The 24,402-nt window shown below is 61.6% G+C and carries 24 protein-coding genes; 8 read left to right on the forward strand and 16 right to left on the reverse strand.

Annotation, left to right across the window (positions count from 1 at the left end):
• The first annotated feature begins 65 nt into the window (after positions 1-65).
• The 3 genes from RG540_RS15425 to RG540_RS15435 all read left to right on the forward strand — a co-directional run bounded on the left by RG540_RS15425 (position 66) and on the right by RG540_RS15435 (position 2,943).
• Complete coding sequence (locus RG540_RS15425) at positions 66-551, forward strand: MaoC family dehydratase (RefSeq protein WP_038589580.1); 486 nt, start codon at positions 66-68, stop codon at positions 549-551.
• Positions 552-556: 5 nt separating this feature from the next.
• Complete coding sequence (locus tag RG540_RS15430; RefSeq protein WP_038589583.1) at positions 557-1,615, forward strand: DUF2332 domain-containing protein; 1,059 nt, start codon at positions 557-559, stop codon at positions 1,613-1,615.
• Positions 1,616-1,701: 86 nt separating this feature from the next.
• Positions 1,702-2,943, forward strand: coding sequence for an SAM-dependent methyltransferase (locus RG540_RS15435; RefSeq protein WP_038593929.1), 1,242 nt, complete (start codon positions 1,702-1,704; stop codon positions 2,941-2,943).
• A 47-nt stretch (positions 2,944-2,990) separates the two neighbouring features.
• On the opposite strand, the gene RG540_RS15440 is transcribed toward RG540_RS15435, so the two are convergent.
• The 5 genes from RG540_RS15440 to RG540_RS15460 form a co-directional block, all read right to left on the reverse strand.
• Positions 2,991-3,299 carry a hypothetical protein gene (locus tag RG540_RS15440; protein WP_151044134.1) on the reverse strand — a complete coding sequence of 103 codons (309 nt, stop codon included), beginning with the start codon at positions 3,297-3,299 and terminating at the stop codon, positions 2,991-2,993.
• A gap of 65 nt (positions 3,300-3,364) precedes the next feature.
• On the reverse strand, positions 3,365-3,946 hold the full coding sequence (locus RG540_RS15445; protein WP_051909645.1) for a sarcosine oxidase subunit gamma: 582 nt from the start codon (positions 3,944-3,946) through the stop codon (positions 3,365-3,367).
• Positions 3,939-6,914: a sarcosine oxidase subunit alpha gene (locus tag RG540_RS15450; RefSeq protein ID WP_038589589.1), complete on the reverse strand. Its 2,976-nt coding sequence runs from the start codon at positions 6,912-6,914 to the stop codon at positions 3,939-3,941. Before RG540_RS15450 ends, RG540_RS15445 begins: the two co-directional genes overlap by 8 nt.
• Positions 6,911-7,252: a sarcosine oxidase subunit delta gene (locus RG540_RS15455; protein WP_038589592.1), complete on the reverse strand. Its 342-nt coding sequence runs from the start codon at positions 7,250-7,252 to the stop codon at positions 6,911-6,913. The genes RG540_RS15450 and RG540_RS15455 overlap by 4 nt, the downstream gene beginning before the upstream one ends.
• 15 nt (positions 7,253-7,267) lie before the next feature.
• Positions 7,268-8,521 (reverse strand): sarcosine oxidase subunit beta family protein, encoded by a 1,254-nt coding sequence (locus tag RG540_RS15460; protein ID WP_038589595.1) that lies wholly within the window; start codon positions 8,519-8,521, stop codon positions 7,268-7,270.
• Between the two features lie 384 nt (positions 8,522-8,905).
• Between RG540_RS15460 and rpsU the strand changes: the two genes are divergently transcribed.
• On the forward strand, positions 8,906-9,151 hold the full coding sequence (rpsU, locus tag RG540_RS15465) for a 30S ribosomal protein S21 (protein WP_038545235.1): 246 nt from the start codon (positions 8,906-8,908) through the stop codon (positions 9,149-9,151).
• Positions 9,152-9,271: 120 nt separating this feature from the next.
• Positions 9,272-10,159, forward strand: coding sequence for a tetratricopeptide repeat protein (locus RG540_RS15470; protein ID WP_038589598.1), 888 nt, complete (start codon positions 9,272-9,274; stop codon positions 10,157-10,159).
• Positions 10,160-10,199: 40 nt separating this feature from the next.
• On the opposite strand, the gene RG540_RS15475 is transcribed toward RG540_RS15470, so the two are convergent.
• From RG540_RS15475 to RG540_RS15520, 10 genes are all read right to left on the reverse strand, one after another.
• Positions 10,200-10,928, reverse strand: coding sequence for an esterase family protein (locus tag RG540_RS15475; RefSeq protein ID WP_038545241.1), 729 nt, complete (start codon positions 10,926-10,928; stop codon positions 10,200-10,202).
• Positions 10,925-11,890, reverse strand: coding sequence for an acetylxylan esterase (locus RG540_RS15480; RefSeq protein WP_038589601.1), 966 nt, complete (start codon positions 11,888-11,890; stop codon positions 10,925-10,927). The genes RG540_RS15475 and RG540_RS15480 overlap by 4 nt, the downstream gene beginning before the upstream one ends.
• A gap of 26 nt (positions 11,891-11,916) precedes the next feature.
• A complete protein-coding gene (locus tag RG540_RS31710; RefSeq protein ID WP_080724957.1) occupies positions 11,917-12,210 on the reverse strand; it encodes a type II toxin-antitoxin system RelE/ParE family toxin in 294 nt (97 codons plus the stop codon).
• Complete coding sequence (locus tag RG540_RS15490; RefSeq protein WP_038593933.1) at positions 12,203-12,469, reverse strand: ribbon-helix-helix domain-containing protein; 267 nt, start codon at positions 12,467-12,469, stop codon at positions 12,203-12,205. The genes RG540_RS31710 and RG540_RS15490 overlap by 8 nt, the downstream gene beginning before the upstream one ends.
• Before the next feature lie 91 nt (positions 12,470-12,560).
• Positions 12,561-13,961: an NAD(P)(+) transhydrogenase (Re/Si-specific) subunit beta gene (locus RG540_RS15495; protein WP_038589607.1), complete on the reverse strand. Its 1,401-nt coding sequence runs from the start codon at positions 13,959-13,961 to the stop codon at positions 12,561-12,563.
• A 12-nt stretch (positions 13,962-13,973) separates the two neighbouring features.
• Complete coding sequence (locus RG540_RS15500; RefSeq protein ID WP_038589610.1) at positions 13,974-14,372, reverse strand: proton-translocating transhydrogenase family protein; 399 nt, start codon at positions 14,370-14,372, stop codon at positions 13,974-13,976.
• Positions 14,372-15,646 carry a Re/Si-specific NAD(P)(+) transhydrogenase subunit alpha gene (locus RG540_RS15505; protein ID WP_080724958.1) on the reverse strand — a complete coding sequence of 425 codons (1,275 nt, stop codon included), beginning with the start codon at positions 15,644-15,646 and terminating at the stop codon, positions 14,372-14,374. Before RG540_RS15505 ends, RG540_RS15500 begins: the two co-directional genes overlap by 1 nt.
• An 86-nt stretch (positions 15,647-15,732) precedes the next feature.
• Positions 15,733-15,957, reverse strand: a complete 225-nt coding sequence (locus RG540_RS15510; protein ID WP_038589613.1) for an aa3-type cytochrome c oxidase subunit IV — start codon at positions 15,955-15,957, stop codon at positions 15,733-15,735.
• 189 nt (positions 15,958-16,146) lie between these two features.
• A complete protein-coding gene (locus RG540_RS15515) occupies positions 16,147-16,905 on the reverse strand; it encodes an N-acyl amino acid synthase FeeM domain-containing protein (protein WP_038589616.1) in 759 nt (252 codons plus the stop codon).
• A 169-nt stretch (positions 16,906-17,074) separates the two neighbouring features.
• Positions 17,075-19,396, reverse strand: a complete 2,322-nt coding sequence (locus RG540_RS15520; RefSeq protein ID WP_038593939.1) for a putative bifunctional diguanylate cyclase/phosphodiesterase — start codon at positions 19,394-19,396, stop codon at positions 17,075-17,077.
• 317 nt (positions 19,397-19,713) lie between these two features.
• Here RG540_RS15520 and RG540_RS15525 point away from each other — a divergent pair, with 317 nt between their 5' ends.
• From RG540_RS15525 to RG540_RS15535, 3 genes are all read left to right on the forward strand, one after another.
• Positions 19,714-20,253: a TRAP transporter small permease subunit gene (locus RG540_RS15525; RefSeq protein WP_038589619.1), complete on the forward strand. Its 540-nt coding sequence runs from the start codon at positions 19,714-19,716 to the stop codon at positions 20,251-20,253.
• Between the two features lie 27 nt (positions 20,254-20,280).
• Positions 20,281-21,783: a TRAP transporter large permease gene (locus RG540_RS15530; RefSeq protein WP_038589622.1), complete on the forward strand. Its 1,503-nt coding sequence runs from the start codon at positions 20,281-20,283 to the stop codon at positions 21,781-21,783.
• A 376-nt stretch (positions 21,784-22,159) separates the two neighbouring features.
• Positions 22,160-23,086, forward strand: a complete 927-nt coding sequence (locus RG540_RS15535; protein WP_157884625.1) for an FkbM family methyltransferase — start codon at positions 22,160-22,162, stop codon at positions 23,084-23,086.
• An 82-nt stretch (positions 23,087-23,168) separates the two neighbouring features.
• Here the strand turns inward: RG540_RS15535 and RG540_RS15540 are convergent, their stop codons facing one another.
• Positions 23,169-24,275 carry a TRAP transporter substrate-binding protein gene (locus RG540_RS15540; RefSeq protein ID WP_038589628.1) on the reverse strand — a complete coding sequence of 369 codons (1,107 nt, stop codon included), beginning with the start codon at positions 24,273-24,275 and terminating at the stop codon, positions 23,169-23,171.
• Between the last annotated feature and the right edge of the window lie 127 nt (positions 24,276-24,402).

Genomic DNA, 24,402 nt, shown 5'->3' on the forward strand with positions numbered 1-24,402 from the left:
CGGGGAAGTGCGAGGCGTCGTTTCGTCCGGGATTGTCAACGTCCAGAAGAAATCAGTGAGGTCGCATGCGTGAAATTTCGCTAACCGAAGTCGAAGGTTTGGTTGGCACGGAAGTCGGCGTATCTGAATGGATCACGGTGGATCAGCCGATGATCGACCTCTTCGCGAACGCCACCCAAGATCATCAATTCATTCATGTCGATCCGGAGCGCGCCACGGCCGAAAGCCCCTTCGGCGGCACCATCGCCCACGGCTTCCTGACGCTGTCGCTGCTGTCCGCCATGAACTTCGATTGCGTGCCGAGGATCCGCGAACAGACGATGGGCATCAATTACGGGTTCGACCGCATCCGCTTCATGTCGCCGGTCAAAAGCGGCAGCCGCATCCGCGGCCATTTCACGCTGGCCGAAACCCGCTTCCGCGGCGCCGGCATGCTGATGACCACATACGACGTCTCGGTCGAGATCGAGAACGAAAGGAAATCGGCGCTCACGGCCATCTGGATCACCATCATCCAGTTCGACCCGAAGGACCGGCCGGAAGGAGTGTGAGCGCCATGGCATCCGAAGACGAAATCAGGCAAGCGTTCCGGGAACAGATCGTCGGGGGTCGAATCCTGGGGTCGCCCTTTACCGCTCGCCTCGGCACATTGATGCTGGAACATCTTGACCGTTCGACCGAAGTGGGCCGGCGAATTCTCAGCTGGGAAGGAGATCCTGCCACCCGGGGGGACCTCGTGCCCACCCGCCTCGCCGGCGCGCTGCATGCGCTGGTCATCGACGGCAAGGACGATCGCCTGAAGGCCGCCTATCCGCCGAACGACGTGAGCGACGACGTGCTCTGGACGGCGATCGCCACAGCCTTCGAAACACAGGAAGCCTTCATTCTCGACCGGCTGAATTTCGCGCCTCAGACCAACGAGGTGCGCCGCTCGAGCGGCCTGCTCGCAGGCTTCCTCACCATTGCCCGACTGTTCGGCAAGCCGCTGATCCTGTCGGAATTCGGCGCCAGCATGGGACTCAACCTCAACTGGGACCGCTACCATCACGATCTCGGCGGTTTCCTCTGGGGCAATCCGTCATCGCCGGTCCGGCTCAAGCCCGATTGGCAAGGTCCATCCCCGCCTGATGTCAAGATCACCGTTGCGGACCGCGCCGGCTGCGACCTCAACCCGCTCGACCCCAACTCGCCTGAAGACAGCCTGCGGCTGCTGTCCTACATCTGGGCCGACCAGACGGACCGCATGGAACGCACGCGCGCCGCACTCGAAATCGCCCGCGCCAACAAGGTCCTGGTCGAAAAGGGCGACGCGCTCGCGTGGCTACGCGACAAGCGCCTGAACACCTTGGTGCCCGGCACAATCCATGTCGTCTACCATTCGATCGCCTGGCAATACCTGCCGCCGCAAGCCCGCGCCGCGGGCGAGGCGATCATCGCCGAGGCCGGCAGCCGTGCGACGGAAGACGCCCCACTTGCCCGCCTGCAGATGGAAATGGACGACGATCCGGCCGGCGCTGCACTCAGCCTGCAGATCTGGCCGACCGGCGAGACCCGGGAACTCGGCCGCATCGATCCCCACGGCCGCTGGGTGAAGTGGAAGGGCTGGCAGGCTTGAGCCTGCGCGCGAAGTGTTGATCGCAAATCTCGACACTTGATGTTAGCCTCTCCCCGGCTGCCATGCTCGGTTCCGGGGGGATTCTGATGTTTCCGCTGTCGCATATGATGAAATCCTTTATCCGCCGCGGCCGCCTGACGGTCATCGATGCGGAGGGCAGCCGCCATGTGTTCGCCGGTACGCCCGGCCCGTCGGTAACCATGCGCCTCACCGACAAACGGCTCTACCGGACCTTGGTGTTCAATCCGGAACTGGCGGCGGGCGAAGCCTATATGGACGGCACGATGCGGTTCGAGGACGGCTCGACGCTGCGCGATTTCCTGACGCTGTTTTCGGTCAACCGGCTCTCGCTCGGCTCCTATCCGCTCCAGAAAGTGCTGCGTAGCATCAAAATGCGCTTCCGCAAGCGGCAGCAGTCCAACCGCCGCGGCCAGGCGCAGCAGAACGTCGCGCACCATTACGATCTCGGCAACGACTTCTACAAACTCTTCCTCGACGCCAACATGCTCTATTCCTGCGCCTATTTCCGCGAGCCGTCCGAGACGCTGGAACAGGCACAGCGTAACAAGCTGCGGCTGCTGGCAGCCAAGCTCGGCCTCAAGCCGGGCATGAAGGTACTTGATATCGGCTGCGGCTGGGGCGACCTAGCGCTCTACCTCGCGAGGCTCGAAGATGTCGAAGTCCTCGGTGTCACTTTGTCGAAGGAACAGCAGGCGCTCGCCTCCTCACGGGCGCAGGCGGCCGGGCTCGACAACCGTGTCCGCTTCGAGCTCAAGGATTATCGCGACGTGACGGAAACATTCGACCGCATCGTTTCGGTCGGCATGTTCGAACATGTCGGCGTGCATCATTATGACGAGTTCTTCGCCAAGCTGAATAGCCTGATGCCGGACGACGGGCTGGTGGTGCTGCACTCGATCGGCCATATGAGCCCGCCCGGCATGGCGAGCCCCTGGCTGCGCAAGTACATTTTCCCGGGCGCCTACTCGCCGGCCCTGTCGGAGGTCTTCGAGGTGGTCGAGCGCAACAGCCTGTGGGTGACCGATCTCGAATTCCTGCGCGTGCATTATGCCGCCACGCTTGCCCAATGGTCGGAACGGTTCCAAAAGAACCGTGATGCGGTCATTGCTCTTTACGACGAGCGTTTCGCCCGCATGTGGGAATTCTACCTGATCAGCGCCGAGATGATGTTCCGCACCGGCAGCCAGTTGGTCTTTCATATGCAGCTGTCGCGCTCGCGCGATGCGGCACCGATCGTGCGCGACTACATCACCGATCAGCAGCGCGCCTATATCGAGCGGGAAGCAGGCTTAAACCTTTCGCTGTGAGAGGATCGGACGACGGTGGGCCCAGCCCGGCGAATGACGCCTCGCGCCTAAGCCCCCATTTCCATCAGCACGAAACCGATGAGCGGCGGCAATGCCGCACCGATCGCGATCTGGGCGGTGCGCGTCGGTGTCAGGCCGACGGCCGAGCCGGAAATGCCGGCCGCGATCAGGCCGGCCATCGGGATCGACAGGTTCCGGTCGATACCCGGTGCGGAGGAGGCGATCACCCCGGCGACGGACGCGCAGGCGCCGATCAGCGCGCCTTTCCAGATCTCGATCCCCGCAAGTTTCGCGGCAATCGCCCCGCCGATCACCGCCGCGATGACGGCGATCGCCATCAGTGTAAATTGTCCCATGACATCCTCCCCTTGCTGATCGGAGAGTGCGGTTCCTGCCGCCCGAGTCAAGTTAGGCTATTGTCTTATAGCGCGGCATCCTGAGCACCCTCGGAGAGCAGGCCGAACGCGTAGCGCGAAAACGACCGCCAGACCTCCACCCGGAAGGCATCCTGCGCCGTTCTAAGGAGCACGATCTCCACCTTGCCCAGAATGGTGCGCGAGCAGGCGCCGACCGGAAAAACCTTCAGCGACAGGTCCTGCGGGCAACCGGCATTGATTGCCGCCGCCGCACCCGGTCCGGAGACGAGGATTGCCGTGTTGCGATGGGAGACGTCGGTTGCCGAATGAAGCACGCCGGAATTCTTGGCCGCCTGCATCAGGCTGTTGCCGACATCGCTGCCTCCGTCTCCAATCACCAGCCACTCGTCCGGCCCGAGCCAGAGCGCGGTGCGACCATTGGCGGAAGCCGACGTCTTCGGCCTCACCGGCAGATCGACGCCGAGCGCCCCGGACAATGCGGCGACCTCCTCGGCCCGAACGCGTAGCGAGATGCGCTCGGCGGACGGCGCCACCGTGAGCGTCGCATTGTGCGAGCCGTGATGACCGGCAAGCGGCAGCGTACGGCTTGCCGTGCCTGAACGGAAATCAGCCCCAGAATCAGCCATGGATGCGGCCTCCATCCTTGTCGAAGAACACCATGTCGGTCACTTCCACTTCGATCGTCCTGTCTTTGAGCGGCACATAGAGCGTCTCTCCGATCCGCGCCCGTCCGCCGGCGACCAGCGCCAGCGCGATCGAGCGGCCGCAATTCTCCGACCAGTAGGCGGAGGTCACATGGCCAAGCATGGTCATCGGCTTGGCCTGGTTCGGATCGGCGACGATCTGGCCACCCTCCTCCAGCACAAGTGCCGGGTCCTTGGTGAGCAGCCCGACGAGCTGCTTGCGGCCCTCGCGCACCAGGTCGGGACGCTTCAGCCCGCGAATGCCGACGAAATCCGGCTTCTTGGACGACACCGCCCAGCCGAGCCCGGCATCGTCCGGGGTTACCGTACCGTCGGTATCCTGGCCGACGATGATATAGCCCTTTTCGGCGCGCAGTACGTGCATGGTCTCGGTGCCGTAAAGGCAGGCCCCCATCGGCTCCGCCCGCTCCCATATCGCCTTCCAGACGGCCGGACCGTAGTCGGCCGGCACGTTGAGCTCAAAACCGAGTTCGCCGGTGAACGAGACGCGGAAGAGCCGCGCCGGCACGCCCATCACGCTGCATTCCACCACGCTCATATGCGGAAAGGCCTCGTTGGAAATATCGACGCCCTCGACGAACGGCTGGATGATCTCGCGCGCCTTCGGCCCCTGCACGGCGATGACCGCCCATTGCTCGGTGGTCGAGGTCAGCCAGACCTTGAGATGCGGGAACTCCGTCTGCAGATAGTCTTCCATGTGGTGCAGCACGCGCGGCGCCCCGCCGGTCGTGGTCGTTACATGGAACCGGTCCTCGGCAAGTCGGCCGACGACGCCGTCGTCATAAACGAAACCGTCCTCACGGGTCATGATCCCGTAGCGGCTCTTGCCCGGCTTCAGGCTGTCCCAGGCATTCGTATAGAGGAGGTTGAGGAACTGCGCCGCATCGGGACCCACCACCTCGATCTTGCCGAGCGTCGAACCGTTGAACACGCCCGCTACCTCGCGCACCGTCCGGCATTCGCGGTTGACGGCAGCCAGCATATCCTCGCCGCGCTTCGGGTAATACCAGGCGCGCTTCCAGTTGCCGACATCCTCGAATTCGGCGCCTTCGGCCGTTTCGAGCGAATGCATCGGCGTCTTGCGCGCCGGATCGAAAAGTTCTCCGCGCGAATGCCCCACCAGCGTGCCGTAGGTCACCGGCGTGTAGGGCGCGCGGAACGTCGTCAGCCCCACCTGCGGGATCGGCCGGTCGAGCATTTCGGCGGCAATCGCCAGACCGTGCATGTTGGAAAGCTTGCCCTGGTCCGACGCCATGCCGTTGGTGGTGAAGCGCTTGATATGCTCGATCGAGTGCATCCCCTCGCGCACCGCAAGGCGGATGTCCTTGGCGGTCACGTCGTGCTGGAAATCCACGAAGGCTTTTACCGTCGTATCCGGCCCCGCACCTTCCGCCGCACCGATCATGCCGCCGGTCCATTCGAACCGGTTTTCGCCTGCAACGGCGATCGAACCGCCACCCGCAACAATCGCCTCGTCGATCATTTCGGCCAGATCGTCCGTGCCGTTGCAGGAGCCGACGGAAACGCAATCCTGCGCATAGATATTCGGCAGGAAACGTTGGTTGACGTCGTCGAACCGGAGTTTTCCGCGCGACTGCGAAAACAGATGCACCGAAGGCGTCCAGCCGGCCGAAACGATCAGCGCGTCGACAGCAATCTTGCGGGCCTCGCCGCCGCCGTTGCGCGCCACCGTCATCGAAGAAATCCTCAGCCGGCCCCCGGTATCGGTCACCGAGTGGCCGCTCAGCACGGAGATGCCGAGCCCGCGGGCTTCCGCCAGCAGCGCCTCGCCGGGATCGGCACGGCAATCGACGATCGCGGCGATCGAGACACCTGCCCGCTTCAAGTCGAAGGCCGTCTCGTAAGCCGAATCATGGGCCGTGTAGACGCCGACCTGTCTTCCGACCGCAACACCGTGATGGTTGAGGAAGGTGCGTGCCGCAGACGCCAGCATGATGCCCGGCCGGTCGTTATTGGCAAACACCATGTGCCGCTCGATCGAACCGGTCGCCAGCACCACCTTTTTCGCCCGCACCTGCCACAGCCGTTCGCGGGGCAGGTCCTTGCCGGGCTTTGCGACATGGTCGGTCACCCGCTCCACGAGGCCGAGGAAACCATGATTGTAATAACCGAACACCGTCGTGCGGGTCAGCACCGTCACGTTCGGCATGGCCTTCAGCTTTGCCGCCGTCGCCTGCGCCCAGTCGTAACCGTTTTGCCCGTTGATCGTGGTCGCCGCGTCGTAATGCAGCGCGCCGCCGACTTCCGGCTGTTCGTCGACCAGGAAAACGCTTTGCCCCGTCGCAGCAGCCGAAAGCGCCGCCGTCAGGCCGGCAACACCGGCACCGGCAACCAGCACGTCGCAATGGGCATAGCGGTTGGCATAATGATCGGGATCTTCTTCGGTCGGCGCAACGCCGAGACCGGCCGCACGGCGGATGAAGGGTTCGTAGATCTTCACCCAGGCCTCGCGCGGCCACATGAAGGTCTTGTAGTAGAAGCCGGCCGCAAAGAACGGCGAGAACAGATTGTTGACCGCTCCGACATCGAACTTCAGCGACGGCCAGCGGTTCTGCGAGGCTATCTTGGCGCCGTCGAAGACTTCCTGCACGGTCGCCCGCACGTTCGGCTGGCGCCGCGCCGCATCGCGCGACACGTCGATCAGCGCATTCGGCTCTTCCGGACCAGCAGACAAGATTCCGCGCGGCCGATGATATTTGAATGAGCGGCCAACCAGATGGATGCCATGCGCCAGCAGCGCCGAGGCGACGGTATCGCCTTCCAGCGCGGTATAATTCTTGCCGTCGAAGGTGAAGCGCGCCGTGCGGGCGGGCGTCAACCGCCCCGCACCCTTGATGCGAAAGGTGCCGGAATTGGAGGAAGCGCTCATCGGGCGTCTCCTTCGGTCGCTTCATAGGTCTCGACGGTCTTTTCGGAGGCTCCGGTTTCCGGGAGCGGTTGCTTCGGCATTCCCGCCTTGTAGGTCACCAGGAACCTGTCGCTCACCGTGTCGCGCGCCGCGTTGAAGAACCGGCCACAGCCGTGGATATGCCGCCAGCGTTCATAGGTGAGGCCTTTTTCGTTGTTGCGCAGGAAGAAATATTCCGCGAACTCCTCGTCGGAAATCGCCGAGATATTTTCCGGCCGCGCAATATGCGCCTCGCCGGCCCAGCGGAATTCCAGTTCCGAGCGGTCTTCTTCGCAATAGGGGCAATGGATCAGCAGCATCTTGATGTCCCTGTATTAATGCGCCACGGCGGCGGCGGCCGCCTCGTCGATCAGCCGGCCGGTGCGGAACCGGTCGAGGTTCAGCCCCGCTGCCAGCCGGTGCGGCTCGCCCTTGGCGATCAGATGCGCGAAGAGATTGGCCGAACCCGGCGTCGCCTTGAAGCCGCCGGTTCCCCAGCCGCAATTGACGAACAGGCCCGGCACCGGGGTGACGCCCTGGATCGGCGAACGGTCCGGCGTGTTGTCGGTGATACCGCCCCATTGGCGCATCATCTTCACCCGCCGGAACATCGGGAAGAGTTCGCAGATGGCATCGAGCGTGTGGGTGATGATCTGCAGCCCGCCGGTCTGGGAATAGGAATTGTACTGGTCGGTGCCGGCGCCGATGACGAGTTCGCCCTTGTCCGACTGCGAGATATAGGCATGCACCGTGTTCGACATGACGACGCAGGGGAAGATCGGCTTCAGCGGCTCGGAGACCAGCGCCTGCAGCGGAGTTGAATGGAGCGGCACCCGCACACCCGCCATCTCCATCACGACGGACGAATGGCCGGCGGCCGAAACGCCGATCTTCTTCGCCCCGATGAAGCCCTTGCTTGTCTCGACGCCCAGGACCTCGCCGTTCGGGCCGCGACGGATGCCGGTCACTTCGCAATTCTGGATGATATGCACGCCGCGGTCGGACGCCGCACGCGCATAACCCCAGGCGACCGCATCGTGGCGGGCCGTGCCGCCGCGCCGCTGCAGGGCGGCGCCGTTGATCGGGTAACGCGCCATCTTGGCAATATCGAGCACCGGCACGAAGGCCTTGGCCTGTTCCGGCGTCAGCCATTCGTTGTCGATGCCGTAGAGCCTGTTGGCGTTGATATGCCGCTTGAAGCTCTGCATGTCGTGGGTGTTGTGCGACAGCATCATTACGCCGCGCGGCGAATACATGACATTGTAGTTGAGATCCTGGCTCAGCCCCTCCCAGAGCTTCAGCGAATGCTCGTAGATGTCCATACTCTCTTCATAGAGATAGTTGGAGCGGATGATCGTCGTGTTGCGGCCGGTATTGCCACCGCCGAGCCAGCCCTTTTCGATCACCGCGACATTGGTGATGCCGTGTTCCTTGGCCAGATAATAGGCAGCGCCCAGGCCATGCCCGCCGGCGCCGACGATGATCACGTCATAAGCGCTGCGCGGCTCCGGCGAGGCCCACTGTGCTTCCCAGCCCTTGTGGGCACGCATTGCCTCGCGGGCCACGGCGAAAACCGAATATCTGCGCATCTCGCCTCGAACTCCTCGGATCGTCGGCCCTAATCGCAGGGCCGGCATTTGGGTAGTGCCATACCCATTGCAAATCAATATGCGTCGCAATGGCTCTATTGCGACGCATTCGCCCTCCCCATCGACACCGGCAAGATCGTCCGCGAATTCGTGAGGATCGACCGGCACTCCGACCGTAAATTGCGACCGGCTATTCAGATTTTACGGCAACTCCTTAAAAGGCGGCGGAATTGGCGCAAATCGGCCTTAATGCGTCTGGACTTCGCACATCTCTTCTGCTATCTGCCGTCATCAATCGCACGGCTCCAGGCCGAGCGGACGTTATTCTTTCGCCTCGAATCGTACCGATCCAGGCGAGCAACAAACCAAAGGAACGGGATTCACGTGCAGGTACTTGTCCGCGACAACAACGTCGATCAGGCGCTCCGCGCTCTCAAGAAGAAGATGCAGCGCGAAGGCATTTTCCGTGAAATGAAGATGCGCGATTATTACGAGAAGCCGTCTGAAAAGCGCGCCCGTGAAAAGGCAGAGGCTGTCCGTCGCGTTCGCAAGCTTGCTCGCAAGCGCATGCAGCGCGAAGGCCTGATTGCCGCTCCCGCTCGTGCGGTTCCTGCGCGCCCGGCTCGTTGATCGGCCGTTTTTTGGACGTTTTCATGTGCTTTCAGGGCGGTGGCGACATGGGCGCCGCCGCTCTTTTGATTTGGTCCGAGACTTCCAATGCCTTTGCACCGACATGAGGAAATGCGCCTGATGGCCGCCAAAAATGCCGTTCTCGATCGTGGAACCGAAATTTCCGGCCTCTTGACCCAAGCTTCTCCTTTCCGTCGCAAAACAACGTTGCCTGCTGCGCTGATCGCCCTTCTGGCGCTTGCCGGCTGCTCGACCACGACCTCGACAGACATGATCACCGTCGATCGCGCCCAGGGGTCCCAAGAGAACATCTCCTCGCTCTCTTCCGTCATCAATTCCAGCCCGCAGGATCCGGAAGGCTATAACGTCCGTGGTACGGCCTACGGACGCGCCGGCGAGTTTTCGCGCGCCCTCGAGGACTTCAACCGCGCCATCCAGCTCAATCCGCAGTTCTACCAGGCCTATGCCAACCGGGCACTGGTCTACCGCAACATGGGCAAGCCTGTCGAAGCGGCCAACGACTACAACCGCTCGCTGCAGATCAACCCGAATTACGACGTCGCCTATATCGGCCGCGGCAATATCTATCGCCAGGCCGGCCGCACCAACGAAGCCTTCAACGACTTCAACAAGGCGATCCAGCTGGAAACCACCGATGGCCGGGCCTGGCACAATCGCGGCCTGATCTACCAGCTGCGCGGCCAGCACGCCCAGGCGATCGACGATTTCTCGAAGGCCATCTCGCTGTCGGCGAATTCGCCGGAGCCCTACAACGGCCGCGGCATTTCCTATGTCGCCTTGAACGACGACGACAACGCGTTTGCCGACTTCAACCGCGCGATCGAGCTCAACGACAAGCTCGCTGAATCCTGGGCCAACCAGGCGCTGGTCTATGAGCGCCGCGGCGACAAGGCACGCGCCTACAAGTCCTATTCGCACGCCATGCGTCTCGACCCCAATTACAAGCCGGCCCAGGACGGCGCGGCCCGCACCCGCGCCAACACCTGATATCGCCGCCTGTCGGCAGAGCTGATTTCCGCCCCTACCCTCAGATATAGAGCGCTGCCATCTTGCGCCAGGCGCCGGCCCGGTGGGCGCGCCCGTCCCAGACATGCATCCGATGCCCGACGCCCTTCTCGGACAGAACCCGGCTGAGATGCTGGTTGTTGTCGAGGAAAGGGTCGGCATCGCCGATCGTCAGCACGATCTCCACCTGCCGCAGCCTTTCGATCTGCCATTCGCTGGTGATGCCGGGCAGGAAATGCGACGGGGTGTGGAAATAGACGGTCTCGTCGTAATAACCGTCCATCAGGTCGTCGAACGCCTCGACCTTCAGCGTCAGGTCGTAACGCCCGGAAAACGCGACGAGCTTGCGGAACAGGTGCGGATGGCGAAAGACGATGCTGGCGGCCTGGAAGGCACCGAGGCTGCAGCCCTGAACGATCGTGCAGTCATGTCCGTTCCGGTCTGCCATCAGCGGCAGAACCTCGTTGAGGATATAATCCTCGAACGCCGCGTGCCTCCGGATGCGCACCGACGGATGCTGCCTTGCGTCGTAGAAGGTCTCGGTCGCCAATCCGTCGACGCAATAGAGCTGCAACTGGCCGGCGCGGATCTTGTCGGCAAGGCTTCCGACGATGCCAAGCTCTTCATATTCCCAGAAACGCCCCTCGCGGGTCGGGAACATCAGCACCTTGGCGCCGGCATGGCCGAACACCAGGAGTTCCATGTCTCGATGGAGCCGCTGGCTGTACCAGCGCAGATATTCGCGGTTCATGACACCTTGAAGAACTGTCCGGCCTTCTCGCGAAGCGCCGCCTCTTGCAACATGCTACCAGGATAGTCGAAATGTCCGGCATCCAGGATGAAGATTTCATTAAATTTCGATTTCGGAACTGCGTTGGCGACGGCGAACTGGCAGGGCGGCGCAACCGCGGGATCGAATAGCGCGACGCTCGTCAGCATCGGCACGGTGATGCGGCTCGCCGCCACCGCCGAATCATGCAGGCGCAGCGTCTTCAGCGCATTGCCGTATTTCGCCTGATAGGCCTGGACCGAGGCAGCGCTGCCGATGCTTTTCAGCTTCAGCCGCAATTCCTGATGCCCGAAGGTCGGCAGCGACAGATGCCCTCGATCGATCCGGTTGTCGAAGGGAATGGCAAGCCCGCCGATGCCGCCGCCGAAGCTGATGCCGCTATAGCCGACATGGCCGGAAAGCCAGGGGTAAAGGGCGATCAGCATACTCACCGCGATCCAAAGGTCGTCGACGCAGCCTCCGATGATGTACCGGTCCGGCTTGTCGATATCGTGCAGCACATGCCAGTGGGAGTCCGGCGAAATCGGCGGGCGGGTGCTGCGCGACATGCCTCGGAAGCAGGGAAACAGGACGGCTGTCTCCTCGACCGGAATATCGAGATCCGGCGCGTCGCGCCCGCCATATCCATGACCAACGACCAGTCCACGCCTGATCTCCCCCTGCCGCGGTAAGAGAAGCCAGCCGCCGATCGGAAACCGGCCCGTCGACATGTAGGCGATGTCGAAGACATGCCATTTCGGATGATCGAGCCCGCTCTTGCGCAGACCCGGCTCCGGATCAACGGTCATCGCCCGACGATAGCGGTCCTTCCAGAACCCATCGAAACCCTCTGGCGCCGGAGGCGGCACCACCGCCTGAAGCTCCTTCAGCCCCATGCCATAGGTGGGATCGAAATCATAAGGGTGCTTGGTGGGGATGGTCATAGGGTGTCTGCAAGATCCGAATATTGTTACGACTTGATGAGTCGAACCACGCTGCGAACGTGAACCACTGCAAGGATCAGGATGCCAGGAGCGTTAATTTCATAGAGAACGATATGACGCGCATGTATGTGGCGGCGCACGGACTCGCCAAAATCGGGAACGGCCCTCCCCATGCGCGGATTCTCTACAAGGAGTTCGAAGCAATGCGTCAGTTCATCAACGTAGTGCTGCGCCTGCAACACTCCAAATGTCTCAATCCCATAGCGAATGATATCGACAATTTCTGATTCGGCTCTGGACGTAAGCCGATACTCAGGCACGTCTAGCCTTCTTCGCCTCTACGAGCCGCTCTGCCTCGGCAAACAACTCGTCCATACTCCTCGTCCCAATGCCGCTCGCCTTAGAGGCTTTGATCAGGTGGCGCACCTCTTCAAGCGAAAGCTCTTCGCCTTGCCGAACTCGCTCCTGCGTAACCAATTCGTTCACATACTCGGCGGCACTAGCATATCCACCGCTGCGGACTTGTTCATCGATCCAATCCTTGGCAGCGTCCGGAAGTGATATCGTTATACTTGCCATCCTAGCCTCCTGCTCACTTCCAATGTCGCACGATCCGTCTTCACAAAAAAGCCCGGCAATGCCGGGCTCCATGTTCGCTGTTCAACTGGCCTTAGTGCTTCATCGCCTTGACGATGTCCTCGGTCATCTTCTTGGCGTCGCCGAGCAGCATCATCGTGCCGTCCTTGTAGAACAGTGTGTTGTCGATGCCGGCATAGCCCGAGCCGAGCGAGCGCTTGACGAACAGGCAGGTCTTCGCCTTGTCGACGTCGAGGATCGGCATGCCGTAGATCGGCGAGGTCTTGTCGTCGCGGGCCGCAGGGTTGGTGACGTCGTTGGCGCCGATGACATAGGCGACGTCGGCTTGCGCGAACTCCGCGTTGATGTCTTCCAGTTCGAAGACCTCGTCATAGGGGACATTGGCTTCGGCGAGCAGCACGTTCATATGGCCCGGCATGCGGCCGGCGACCGGATGGATCGCGTATTTGACCTCGACGCCGTGGCTCTTCAGCGTGTCGGCGAGCTCGCGCAATGCATGCTGCGCCTGGGCGACGGCCATGCCGTAACCCGGCACGATGATCACCTTTTCAGCGTTCTGCATCAGGAAGGCCGCATCGTCGGCAGAGCCCTGCTTGACGGTCCGCTGCACGCCGTCGTCGCCGGCAGCAGACGCCGTCTCGCCGCCGAAGCCGCCCAGGATGACCGAGATGAAGGACCGGTTCATCCCCTTGCACATGATGTAGGAAAGGATCGCGCCCGAGGAGCCGACCAGCGCGCCGGTGATGATCAGCGCCAGATTGCCGAGCGTGAACCCGATGCCGGCTGCGGCCCAGCCGGAATAGGAATTCAGCATCGAGACGACGACCGGCATGTCCGCGCCGCCGATCGGCACGATCAGGAGCACGCCGAGCGCCAATGCCAGCGCCACGACCAGCCAGAAGTCGAAATGGCTTTCGGTCTGCACCAGGCCGAAGACGAAGACGACGACCAGCACCAGCAGGCCGATATTGATGACGTGCCGGTAGGGCAGCATGATCGGCTTGCCGGACATCCGCCCATCGAGCTTCAGGAAGGCGATGACCGAGCCGGTAAAGGTGATCGCGCCGATCGCCGCGCCGAGCGCCAGTTCGATCAGCGCCTGGCCGTGAATATGGCCGATCGCGCCGATGCCGAAGGAATCGGGCGCATAAAGTGCTGCCGCCGCCACCATCACCGCGGCAAAGCCGACCAGCGAATGGAAGCCCGCGACGAGCTGCGGCATCGCCGTCATCGGAATGGTGCGGGCGATATAAGCCCCTGCCCCACCGCCGAGGCTGAGCGCCAACACGATCAGGATGAAGCCGCCGAAGGTGGGCGTGGCGAGCAGCAGCGTGGTGACAATGGCGATACCCATGCCGACCATGCCGTAGACATTGCCCTTGCGGCTGGTCGTCGGGTGGGAAAGACCCCGGAGCGCCATGATGAACAGCACGCCGGAGACGAGATAGAGGAAGGCTGCGAGGCTCTGCGACATGTATCCGAACCCTCAGCGATCTTTTTTCTTGTACATGGCAAGCATCCGGCTGGTCACCAGGAAGCCGCCGAAGATGTTCACCGAAACGAGCACCAGCGCCACGAAACCGAAGCCGGTCGCAAAGCCGCTCGCCGATATGCCGACCGCAAGCAGCGCGCCGACGACGATGACCGAAGAGATCGCGTTGGTCACCGCCATCAGCGGCGTATGCAGCGCCGGCGTCACCGACCAGACGACGTAATAACCGACGAAGATCGACAGCACGAAGATCGCCAGCCGAAACACGAAGGGATCGATCGCCCCACCGGTTGCAGCACTCGCGGCTTCCGGTGCCTGGGCGGCGGCGCTGATCACGGCGGTCACGGCCTGATCGAGCTGCTCCAGCGCCTTGTCCATTGCTTCACTGGCCATCAAAGCTTCTCCTCGGCTGCGGCGTCCCCGCCCGTTTCGGCGTTAACGGCGGCAGGCTTTTTGCGAACGCGGGCCGGTTCGGCCGCAACTGGGGCAACGGTTGCGGTTGGCGCAGCAACAGGAGCGTCAACGACAAACGCGGCCGCAGCCGTCGCAAAATTCGGATGCACGACCTGTCCGCCATGGGTCAGCATGGTCGCCTTGACGAGTTCGTCCTCGGGATTGACCGCAAACTCCTTGGTGCCCTTGTCGACCATGGTCTCGATGAAGGCGAACAGGTTGCGGGCATAAAGCGCCGAAGCGGAGGCGGCGATGCGGCCCGCGACATTCGCGTAACCGATCACGGCGACACCCTCGACATCAGCGACCTTGCCCTTTTCCGAACCCTCGATATTGCCGCCGCGCTCGACGGCGAGGTCCACCGCCACCGAACCCGGCTTCATCGACGCCAGCATGGCCCGCGAGACCAGTTTTGGCGCCGGACGGCCGGGAATGAGGGCCGTTGTGATGACGATGTCCTGCTTGGCGATATGCTCGGCAACCAGGGCCGCCTGCTTGGCCTGGTAGGCTTCCGACATCGGCTTGGCGTAACCGGCAGCCGTTTCGGCCGCCTTGAATTCCTCGTCCTCGACCGCGATGAACTTGGCCCCCAGCGAGGCGACCTGTTCCTTGGCAGCGGGGCGCACGTCGGTCGCCGAAACCACGGCGCCGAGACGACGGGCCGTGGCGATCGCCTGCAGACCGGCAACACCGGCGCCCATGACGAACACTTTTGCGGCCGGAACGGTGCCGGCGGCGGTCATCATCATCGGCATGGCGCGACCGTATTCATGGGATGCGTCGATAACAGCGCGATACCCGGCAAGGTTCGCCTGGGAAGAAAGCACGTCCATCGACTGGGCGCGGGTGATGCGCGGCATCAGCTCCATGGCAAACGTGGTGAGCCCGGCTTTCGCCATGTCCGCAAGAGCGGCCTCATTGCCATAGGGATCCATGACCGCAAACACGACGGCGCCCGGTCTGTAGGCTGCCATCTCGGTCGCCGTAGGCCGGTTGACCCGAAGGATGATATCGGCCGAGCCGACCTCGCCGGAACCGGCAATGCGGGCGCCGGTGGCTTCGAAAGCTGCGTCGGGAACGCCGGAGGCAAGGCCTGCCCCGCTCTCGACCACGACCGTGAGCCCTAGGCCGGTGAGCCGCTTGACGCTCTCGGGCGAAGCGGCAACGCGCGGTTCGTCGGAACCTTCACGGCATACAAATACGATCTTCGGCAAAGACTGTCTCCTCCCAGTCGATATCGCAAGGCGGGCGAAAAGCTTCGCCCTGCCTCAAAGCCGGTGGCCGGGTTGGCCGAACCGGATCAACGCAGCAGGAAAACGCCGGCTATATTGAGAATGATGAAGACGAGAAGGCTGCCGATGAAGCCCGCACCGCCGAAGAAACCGGCAGCCATGGCGATCATCAGGACGATAATCAGCATCGTGCCCCATTTCGCACCGGCGAGGAAGGCGTTGTAGGTCTTGTCGTGTTCCGAATAGTCCATCGGAGCACCCGTTTCCACCGGCCCGCTATGGTGATTGTCCATCAGTCCCGTCTCCTTCATCAGCCGCACGCGGTCCGCTTGATCAAAGCGTCGGCGCGTGCGGGAAAACCCGTGTCGACATCCGGAATCATGCCGTCGTTCGGCAGGATCGGCGTCTCTTCAGGCCTTACACAAACCGGCAGGAAAGCGCAATGCCGCCACAATGGCTTCCGGTACGCCGAAGCGCGACCTTCAGGTGAGGTAGGACATTTCGGGGGAATTCGGGCGGCCGGCAATACGAGCCGTCGGCAGGATGGTAAGCGGCGCGGTGTCGAAATTCGAGGAGCGTGCAAACAGCAGACGGCGCTCATAGGCCTCCGACTGGAATGCCGGAAAGCGCTTCATCATCTTGGAGCGCAGTTCGCGAGTCTGCGAAGCGAGCAGCATCAGATCGAAATCGTATTGCGGGATCCGCCGCGGCGGCACGACCGGCTGGGCATAAAAGAACCGGCGGTAAAATGCCGCATGCGCCGGACGGATCGGCTGCAGCACGCGGTCCGCATCGAAATAGATCGCCGCGACCGGCGTCAGCCGCACCGTCAGATAGGGCATGGCCGAAAGTTCGCTGGCATATTCCGGGGCTATCGCAAAACGCGCCGAGTCGATCAGCGTCATGCCGGCATCGAGAAGGCCGTTCACGGCTTCCGGGAAAATGCTGATCGACTGGCAGACCCGATGCTCCGGCGTAACGTGGTGGAGGCGGATCGTGCTGACCAGTTCCTCGTCGTAATAGACGCCGAAGACATGCGCATTTTTGTCGAAGTCGATCTCGTCGATGAGCTTGGTGGCCGCGACCGGCAGCACGTTGTGTGTCTTGTAGGCCTTGTATCGAAGCCGGGCGATTTCCTCGAAATCCTCGTTGCTCTCGATCCGTCGGTATTCGACATGGTCGAGGGTGGAGAGAAGCTTGGCTGAAAAGTTTCCGTCGGAAAAGGACTTATCTATTGGCATTGGGTTTTGTTCCATGGGCTTTAACCAAGGATTAACCCTAAAAGACCCATAGCCCGCAATGAATGATGCGCGAATTGAGTAAAATTCTAAATGATATGGTTAACAAACAGTTAACGGACGTTTCCTAACGTCCCAAAACCGTTAACACTGTCCTGATTTTAAGCGGAGTTTAACGCGCCGCGGCCCGAAGCGGCGAGGCCTGTGCGCTTTTGGCACCGCGCCGAACGGCCGAGAGCTTGGCCGCGGAAGCACCCTCGGCAGCCAATTCGATGATCTTTTCGGAAGCCACCGGCATCGAAAACACGTACCCCTGGACCAGGTCGGAGAACCGATGGCGATTGACCAGCGCGAGCTGCTCCTTCGTCTCCACGCCTTCGACGACGATCTTGAGACCGAGCTCCCGGGACAGATGCACGATGCCGCGCAGGAGCTTCAGCTTGCGCTGGTCCTCGACAATATTGCGGATGAACGCGCGGTCGATCTTGACCACGTCGAGCGGCAGGGAATCCAGATAGCTGAGGCTCGAGAAGCCGGTGCCGAAATCGTCGATGGCGATCGTCACGCCGGTCACGCGGAACTGGTTGAGGATAGCGCTGACCGCCACCGGCTCGTCCATGAAGCAGCTTTCCGTCACTTCGAGATGCAGCCGCGACGGATCGACCGAATAACGCTTCAGCACGTCCGCCACGTAACCGACGATATCGTCGTTGCGCAGGTCCTGGATCGAGAGGTTGACGGAGACAGCCATCGGCTCCGGCCAGGTCGCGCAGTCGCGGCAGGCCTGGTCGAGCACCAGATGGGTGATATGCGAAACGAGCCCCATATCCTCGGCCATGGGGATGAAGACATTCGGCCCGACCATGCCGCGCTCCGGATGGCGCCAACGCACCAGCGCCTCGCTGCATTCGATGCCGGAGCCGTCGGGACGGTACATCGGCTGGTAGACGACATGCAGGCCGCGGTTCTCGATCGCCTGGCGGAGGTCGACACGAAGCTTCTGCTCGTCGATATACTGGGCATCCATCTCCGAACGGAACGCCGTCAGCGTGCCGTTGCCGGTCGATTTCGCATGGTTGAGGGCAAGATCCGCCTTGATCTGCCAGTTTTCCATATCGAAGTCCTGCGACGGCAGCACGACGCAGCCGCTGTTCATCGAAACGGGAAGACGAAGTCCGTCGACGTAGTAGTCGCCCTGGATCTCGGCGTGAATGCGACGGATCTGGCGCTCCAGCTCGCAATCGTCGTCGCCGCCGGTCAGCAGCACGACGAATTCGTCGCCGACCAGGCGGCCTGCCAGCAGGCCGTCGGTCTTCATTGCCGAAAGCCTTGCCGAGATCGCCGCGAGCAGCCGGTCGCCGATCACATGGCCGCGCAAGTCGTTGACATGCTTGAAACCGTCGACGTCGAACACGGCGAGTGCTGCCAGGGCTTCGCCGCGGCGCTTCAGCTTCTTGGTGGCAAGATCCGCGAAATGACCGCGGTTCGGCAGGCCGGTCAGGGCGTCGAACCGCACCATGTGCAGCACCTTCTCCTCGGCGGCGAGACGGGCGGTGACATCCTCGAAGATCAGCACAACGCCACCGTCGGAACGGGGGCTGACCGAAAATTCGAGATGGCGGTCGTCCTTGAACTTGAAGAGCGCGCGTTCGAGCGAGCCGTCTGCGAGCTTGGAAAGCTGCCGCAGGATGGTTTCCGGCGCATTCTCCGCATCTTCGCAGAGCACAGCGGCGAAATCGCGGTCCTTGAGGTCGCTCTTCTTGTCGAGACCGAGCAGATCGCGGGCGCGGCGGTTGATCACCTGGATCTTGCCTTCGCCGTCGAGCATCACCAGGCCGTGGGAAATCGTCTTCAAGGCGATATCGAAGCGGCCGGCGATGATCGCCATCTTCCGTGAGGCGATGACGTTTTCATAAAGGAATTCGCGCACGCCGTTGGCCATCGACCGCGTGGTGAGACCAAAGGGGATGAGCAGCAGCGACATCAGAGCGAGGTGCAGGTCCTCGGTGAACAGGCAGGCGATCAGGATCGGGCCGCAGCAGCCGAGCGTCTGGAGGTCGACGGCGATGCGCGAGCCGTAGTTGCGGCCGACGATCGACATCATCGAACCGAGCGTCATGGCGATGCAGGTGAAGCCGACGAACGGGTTTTCCAGCACGAGCAGCGCGTAGCCGCTGGCGATGCCGAGCAGAAAGGCAGCCAGGAACGCGCCGATCACATATTGCTGCTCCCAAGCGGCGATGCCGTCATAGGTCAGCGACGCCTTGTCCACTTTGTCGAACCGCTGGAACCAGTACATGCGATAGGCAAAGACGGCCGCGAAACCGCAGGCGAACAGGAGATAGAATTGCGCACCGCTGTAATGGAAAACGAGCAGGCACCACAGGACGTGAACGACCACGCCTGTCCACAATGTGCCGCGATTTCCAAATAGCGACGTGACGAACGACAGATACACATCCGTCGACAGCGTCTTCGCTTCTGTCTCTTTCATCGGGTTCATCCCTTGTCTTCCGGTCGACACTGCGGGAAACCCTTTAAAAATTGCTTGTCCACGAGCCACGTAACCCCCTTTCATTGGGGGGTTCTTGAGAGTTTGCTGAACAAATTGACAACGAGATGGTTAAAATTTCCGGGAGGCAGCCTTCGGCACAGGCACAACCCCTCCGGAGCCTGCACAAACACCCTGCGATCCCGGCTTTTTATAGACGAAAACCTGACTTGTTGGGACTTTCCTTTTCTTAGACCTTCGTTTACATCGCCATCCAAGAACGGGCGGGGTAAGAGAGACCTGTTGGAATTGGGGAAAGCATGGCTGCACTGTTGAAGATCAGCGGTCTCATCGATCGCGTGAGCGAAATCCTCGGCAAGTTTTCGGGCTATATGGTCCTCGCCTGCACGCTCATCAGCGCCGGCAACGCCATCATCCGCTACCTCTTCAACTACAGCTCCAACGGCTGGCTTGAAATCCAGTGGTATCTCTTCGCCTTCATCGTGCTGCTCGGCGCTTCCCACACGCTGCGGCTGAACGAGCACGTCCGCGTCGACCTGATTTACGGCTCCGTCTCCGACCGGGCCCGGCTGTGGATCGATGCGATCGGCCTGATCGTCTTCCTCATCCCGGCCTGTCTTTACCTCGCCTGGCTCTCCTGGCCCTTCTTCTCGCTTTCCTTGGCGCAGGGCGAGGTGTCTTCGAATGCCGGAGGCCTCATCCGCTGGCCGGTCAAGCTGATCATCGTCTCGGGCTTTAGCCTGCTGGCGCTGCAGGGATTTTCCGAACTGGTAAAGCGCATCGCCGGCCTCAAGGGCGTCCTCCAGGTCGATACGACCTACGAAAAGCCGCTTCAATAACAAGAATTTCGGGGGAATAAGCCGCTCATGTTCGAATACGGTATAATGCCGCCGGCAATGTTCCTTGGCATGATCATTTTCATGCTCTACGGGTTCCCTGTCGCCTTCTCGCTGTCCGCCGTCGGCTTGTTCTTCGGCCTTCTCGGCATCGCCACCGGCCATTTCGAATTCGCCTTCATGCAGGCGCTGCCGTTCCGCATCTTCGGGATCGTCTCCAACGATCTGCTGCTCGCCATCCCCTTCTTTACCTTCATGGGAGCGGTGCTCGAGCGCTGCGGCCTTGCCGAAGACCTGCTCGAAGGCACCGGCAAGCTGTTCGGCGCCATTCCCGGCGGCCTCGCCTATGCGGTTATCCTGGTCGGCGCCATCCTCGGCGCGATCACCGGCACGGTCGCCGCCTCGGTCATCACCATGGGCGTGATCTCGCTGCCGATCATGCTGAAATACGGCTACAATCCGCGGCTTGCGACAGGCGTCATCGCCGCATCCGGCACGATCACCCAGGTCATCCCGCCGTCGCTCGTGCTGATCGTCCTTGCCGACCAGCTCGGCCGTTCGGTCGGCGACATGTATCTCGGCGCGATCGGCCCCTCGATCCTGCAGGTGGTGATCTTCCTGCTGTTCATCCTCGCCATGTCGATCTTCCGCCCGAAGGACGTGCCCGCTTTGCCGCTGGAAGCTCGCGGCGAACTCAATGCGGCGCTGGTCTTCAAGGTCCTCTGGGGCATGATCCCGTCGATCGTGCTGATCTTCCTCGTGCTCGGCACCATCTTCATGGGCCTGGCCACCCCGACCGAAGCCGGCGCTCTCGGCGTCGTCGGCGCCATGGTGCTCGCCGCCATGCATCGCCGCCTCACCTGGGACCTGATCAAGCAGGGCATGCATTCGACCATGACGATCACCTCCATGGTGGTCTTCATCCTGGTCGGCGCCACCTGCTTCAGCCTTGTCTTCCAGGGCATGGACGGCGGGCTGTGGATCGAATTCCTGCTGTCTCACGTCCCCGGCGGCGCGGTCGGCTTCCTGATCTTCGTCAACATCTTCGTTTTCTTCCTCGCCTTCTTCCTCGATTTCTTCGAAATCGCCTTCATCGTCCTGCCGATGCTGGCGCCGGTTGCGAACGCGCTCGGCATCGACCTGATCTGGTTTGGCGTGCTGCTCTGCGTCAACATGCAGACCTCGTTCATGCATCCGCCCTTCGGCTTTGCGCTGTTCTATCTCCGCTCAATCGCCCCGAAGAGCGTCAAGACCAAGGACATCTACCTCGGCGCCATTCCGTGGCTCGGCATGCAGCTCATCCTGGTCGGTATCATCATCTTCTGGCCCGAGTCGGTCACCTACTGGCTGGACAAGTCGCCGGACGTCGACCTCAATACGATCAAGATCGAAATCCCCGGCTTCGGCAACGGCAGCGGCAACCAGATGCCGAATTTCGGCTTGCCGCCGATGGACGGCGCACCGGCCCAGCCCAGCCAGCAGGGACTGCCCGGCATGCCGAACTTCGGCCAGCCCCCGAAGATCAACCCGTAAGGGCGGCTTTTTCCGCCCAGTTGTCGCTAGGTATATTTCCGAAAAAGGAGGACAGGGTTGGCGCCCTGTCCTCCTTTTCTATTATTGCCCAACAGGCCAGGCCGCTCCTCCGGTTTCCCTGGAGGACAGCGGCAAACGCGAGCGAAGTCGTAGCTTGGAGGCCCGCGTCAAAAGCGTCTTTCGGCCCTTCCTCTACCGAAAAAGCGGTATGCCGGTGGAGGCTCGACGCGAAATCCCGTTGCCGCTAACACTTTGGTAGCCGTACTAACCGGCTTACTGAGCGTATAAAACTTGGCGCGGGCGGCATCGCGCGCGGGTTTGCCGTCGCCAGACCAGAACCCGGTTTGGCTGACCCGCTCGGGGGCACGACATGCAGATGAACCACGTATTGCCGAATGCGATGTACGTTGTGCGAAGGTCGATCGGTCGGACCATAGTCGAGCCGTTGCGGCGCAGACAGTTTGCCAGAGAGAGCGACGTATTCACCCATCGCACCAACCGGGGATACATCTTCAACCTCGATCCTGCACAAAGTATCGACGAGGCTATCTTCGTCGAAGGCTGGTTTGAGGGACGGTTTCTGGAATTCCTGCAGGGCCGCTTCGAGCCCGGTGCCGTCGCACTCGACATCGGCGCGAATATCGGCAACCACGCCATTCACCTCAATCGAGACTTCGCCGAGATCCATTGCTTCGAACCCAATCCCGATGCCTTCAGGCGGTTGACCGAGAACATTCGCTCGAACCGGCTCGATAACATTCGACTGCACCAGGCGGCTCTCGGCGATTGCGACGACACGCTCATGTTCCGCGAAAATCTCGAAGGTAACCTCGGCGCCAGCGGCTTCGTGGAGGATGACCGGCCATCCGGACATAGCCGTATCCTGCGCTTGCCGGTTTTCGAAGCGGACAAGCTCATTCGGCGCCTTGGAATAACCAGGGTCGATTTCATCAAGATAGATGTCGAGGGGTTCGAGCTGCGGGTTCTGAAGGGGCTGCGTTCGACGATTGCCTTCAACCGGCCGATCGTGTCCTTCGAGTTCCATGGCCACCTCGCAGCACCGGAAGACTTCGGCAAGCTCACCGCCTGCCTGCCGGATTACCAGTTCTACGATCTGGAATATGCGCCTGAATCGGCTTCCACGCTGGAAAAGCTGAAATGGAACTTCCGCCATGGCGGCGCACCCGTTCTGAACCGGTTCGACCGTCCCGAGCCGCGCACCTACGAAAACATACTGGCATTCCCATCGCAGGATACGTTCAGCCGCTTCACGAACCGCCCTTCGGCCGCCCTTGCCATTTGAACCGATCCCCGGGTACCCGCCAGACAAAAGCCCCGGATCTCTCGATCCGGGGCTTCGATATCAAGAATTGCCTGACCTGTGATCAGAGCTTGCCGTTTCGCTGCTGGATCATCATGAAGGTGTCGTAGGTATATTCCGACAGCTGCATCCAGAGATAGGCTTCCTTCTTGAAGGCGACCTGATCTTCGTAGACCTTCTTGAAATCGGCATTGGTCGCCGAGATGTCCTTGTAGACCTCGAGAGTGGCCTTGTAGCAGGCTTCGAGGATTTCCTGACTGAAGGGGCGAAGCGTCGTGCCCTGCGAAACGATCTGCTTGATCGCCGTGGGGTTCTTCACGTCGTATTTGCTCATCATGTTCGTGTTGGCGAAGGCGCAGGCATCGGTCAGCGCAGCCTGATAGGCCTTCGGGAGCGCATTCCACTTTTCCAGGTTGACGAACGCATGGATGGTCGGGCCGCCTTCCCAGAAGGCCGGATAGTAGTAGTACTTGGCAACCTTGTAGAAGCCGAGCTTGTAGTCGTCATAGGGGCCGACCCATTCGGCCGCGTCGATCGTGCCCTTTTCCAGCGCCGGATAGATGTCGCCGCCGGCGATCTGCTGCGGCACGGCGCCGAGCTTTTCCAGCACCTTACCGGCAATGCCGGCGATGCGCATCTTGACGCCCTTGAAGTCGTCGACCGTGTTGATTTCCTTGCGGAACCAGCCGCCCATCTGTGCGCCGGTATTGCCGGCTGGCATGCCGTAGATGTTATGCTTTGCATAGAATTCGTTCATCAGCGTATTGCCGTTGCCCTGGTAGAACCAGGCATTGTTCAGCCGGGCATTGAGGCCGAACGGGATGGCGGTGCCGATCGCGAATGTCGGATCCTTGCCGACGAAATAATAGGAGCAGGTATGGCACATTTCGACCGTCGAATTGCTGACGGCATCCGCCGCCTGCATGGCCGGCACGATTTCGGCGGCGGCAAACGGCTGAATGGTGAAATTGCCATCGGTTGCTGCTGCGACATGCTTGGCGATGTCTTCCGCGCCGCCATAGATGGTGTCCAGCGACTTCGGGAATGAAGACGTCAGACGCCAGGTGACTTTTGGGCTCGACTGCGCGATGGCCGGAGCGGCGAGCACCGTGGCGGCAGCTGCACCGGCGCCGGTCACGGCAGCCTTTTTGAAGAATGAACGACGATCCATGAAATACCTCCCAGTAAGACAACCGTAGGGCTTATCTATTCCCACTCCCCCGGTCCTGTGGGCGAGGTAAACATTTTGGTCTAGCGGTTGCAAGCGCCGGAGCTAATATTCCTTAATGCGGGAAGGT

The sequence above is a fragment of the Neorhizobium galegae bv. orientalis str. HAMBI 540 genome (assembly GCF_000731315.1).
In the GTDB taxonomy this organism is placed as follows: Bacteria; Pseudomonadota; Alphaproteobacteria; order Rhizobiales; family Rhizobiaceae; genus Neorhizobium; species Neorhizobium galegae.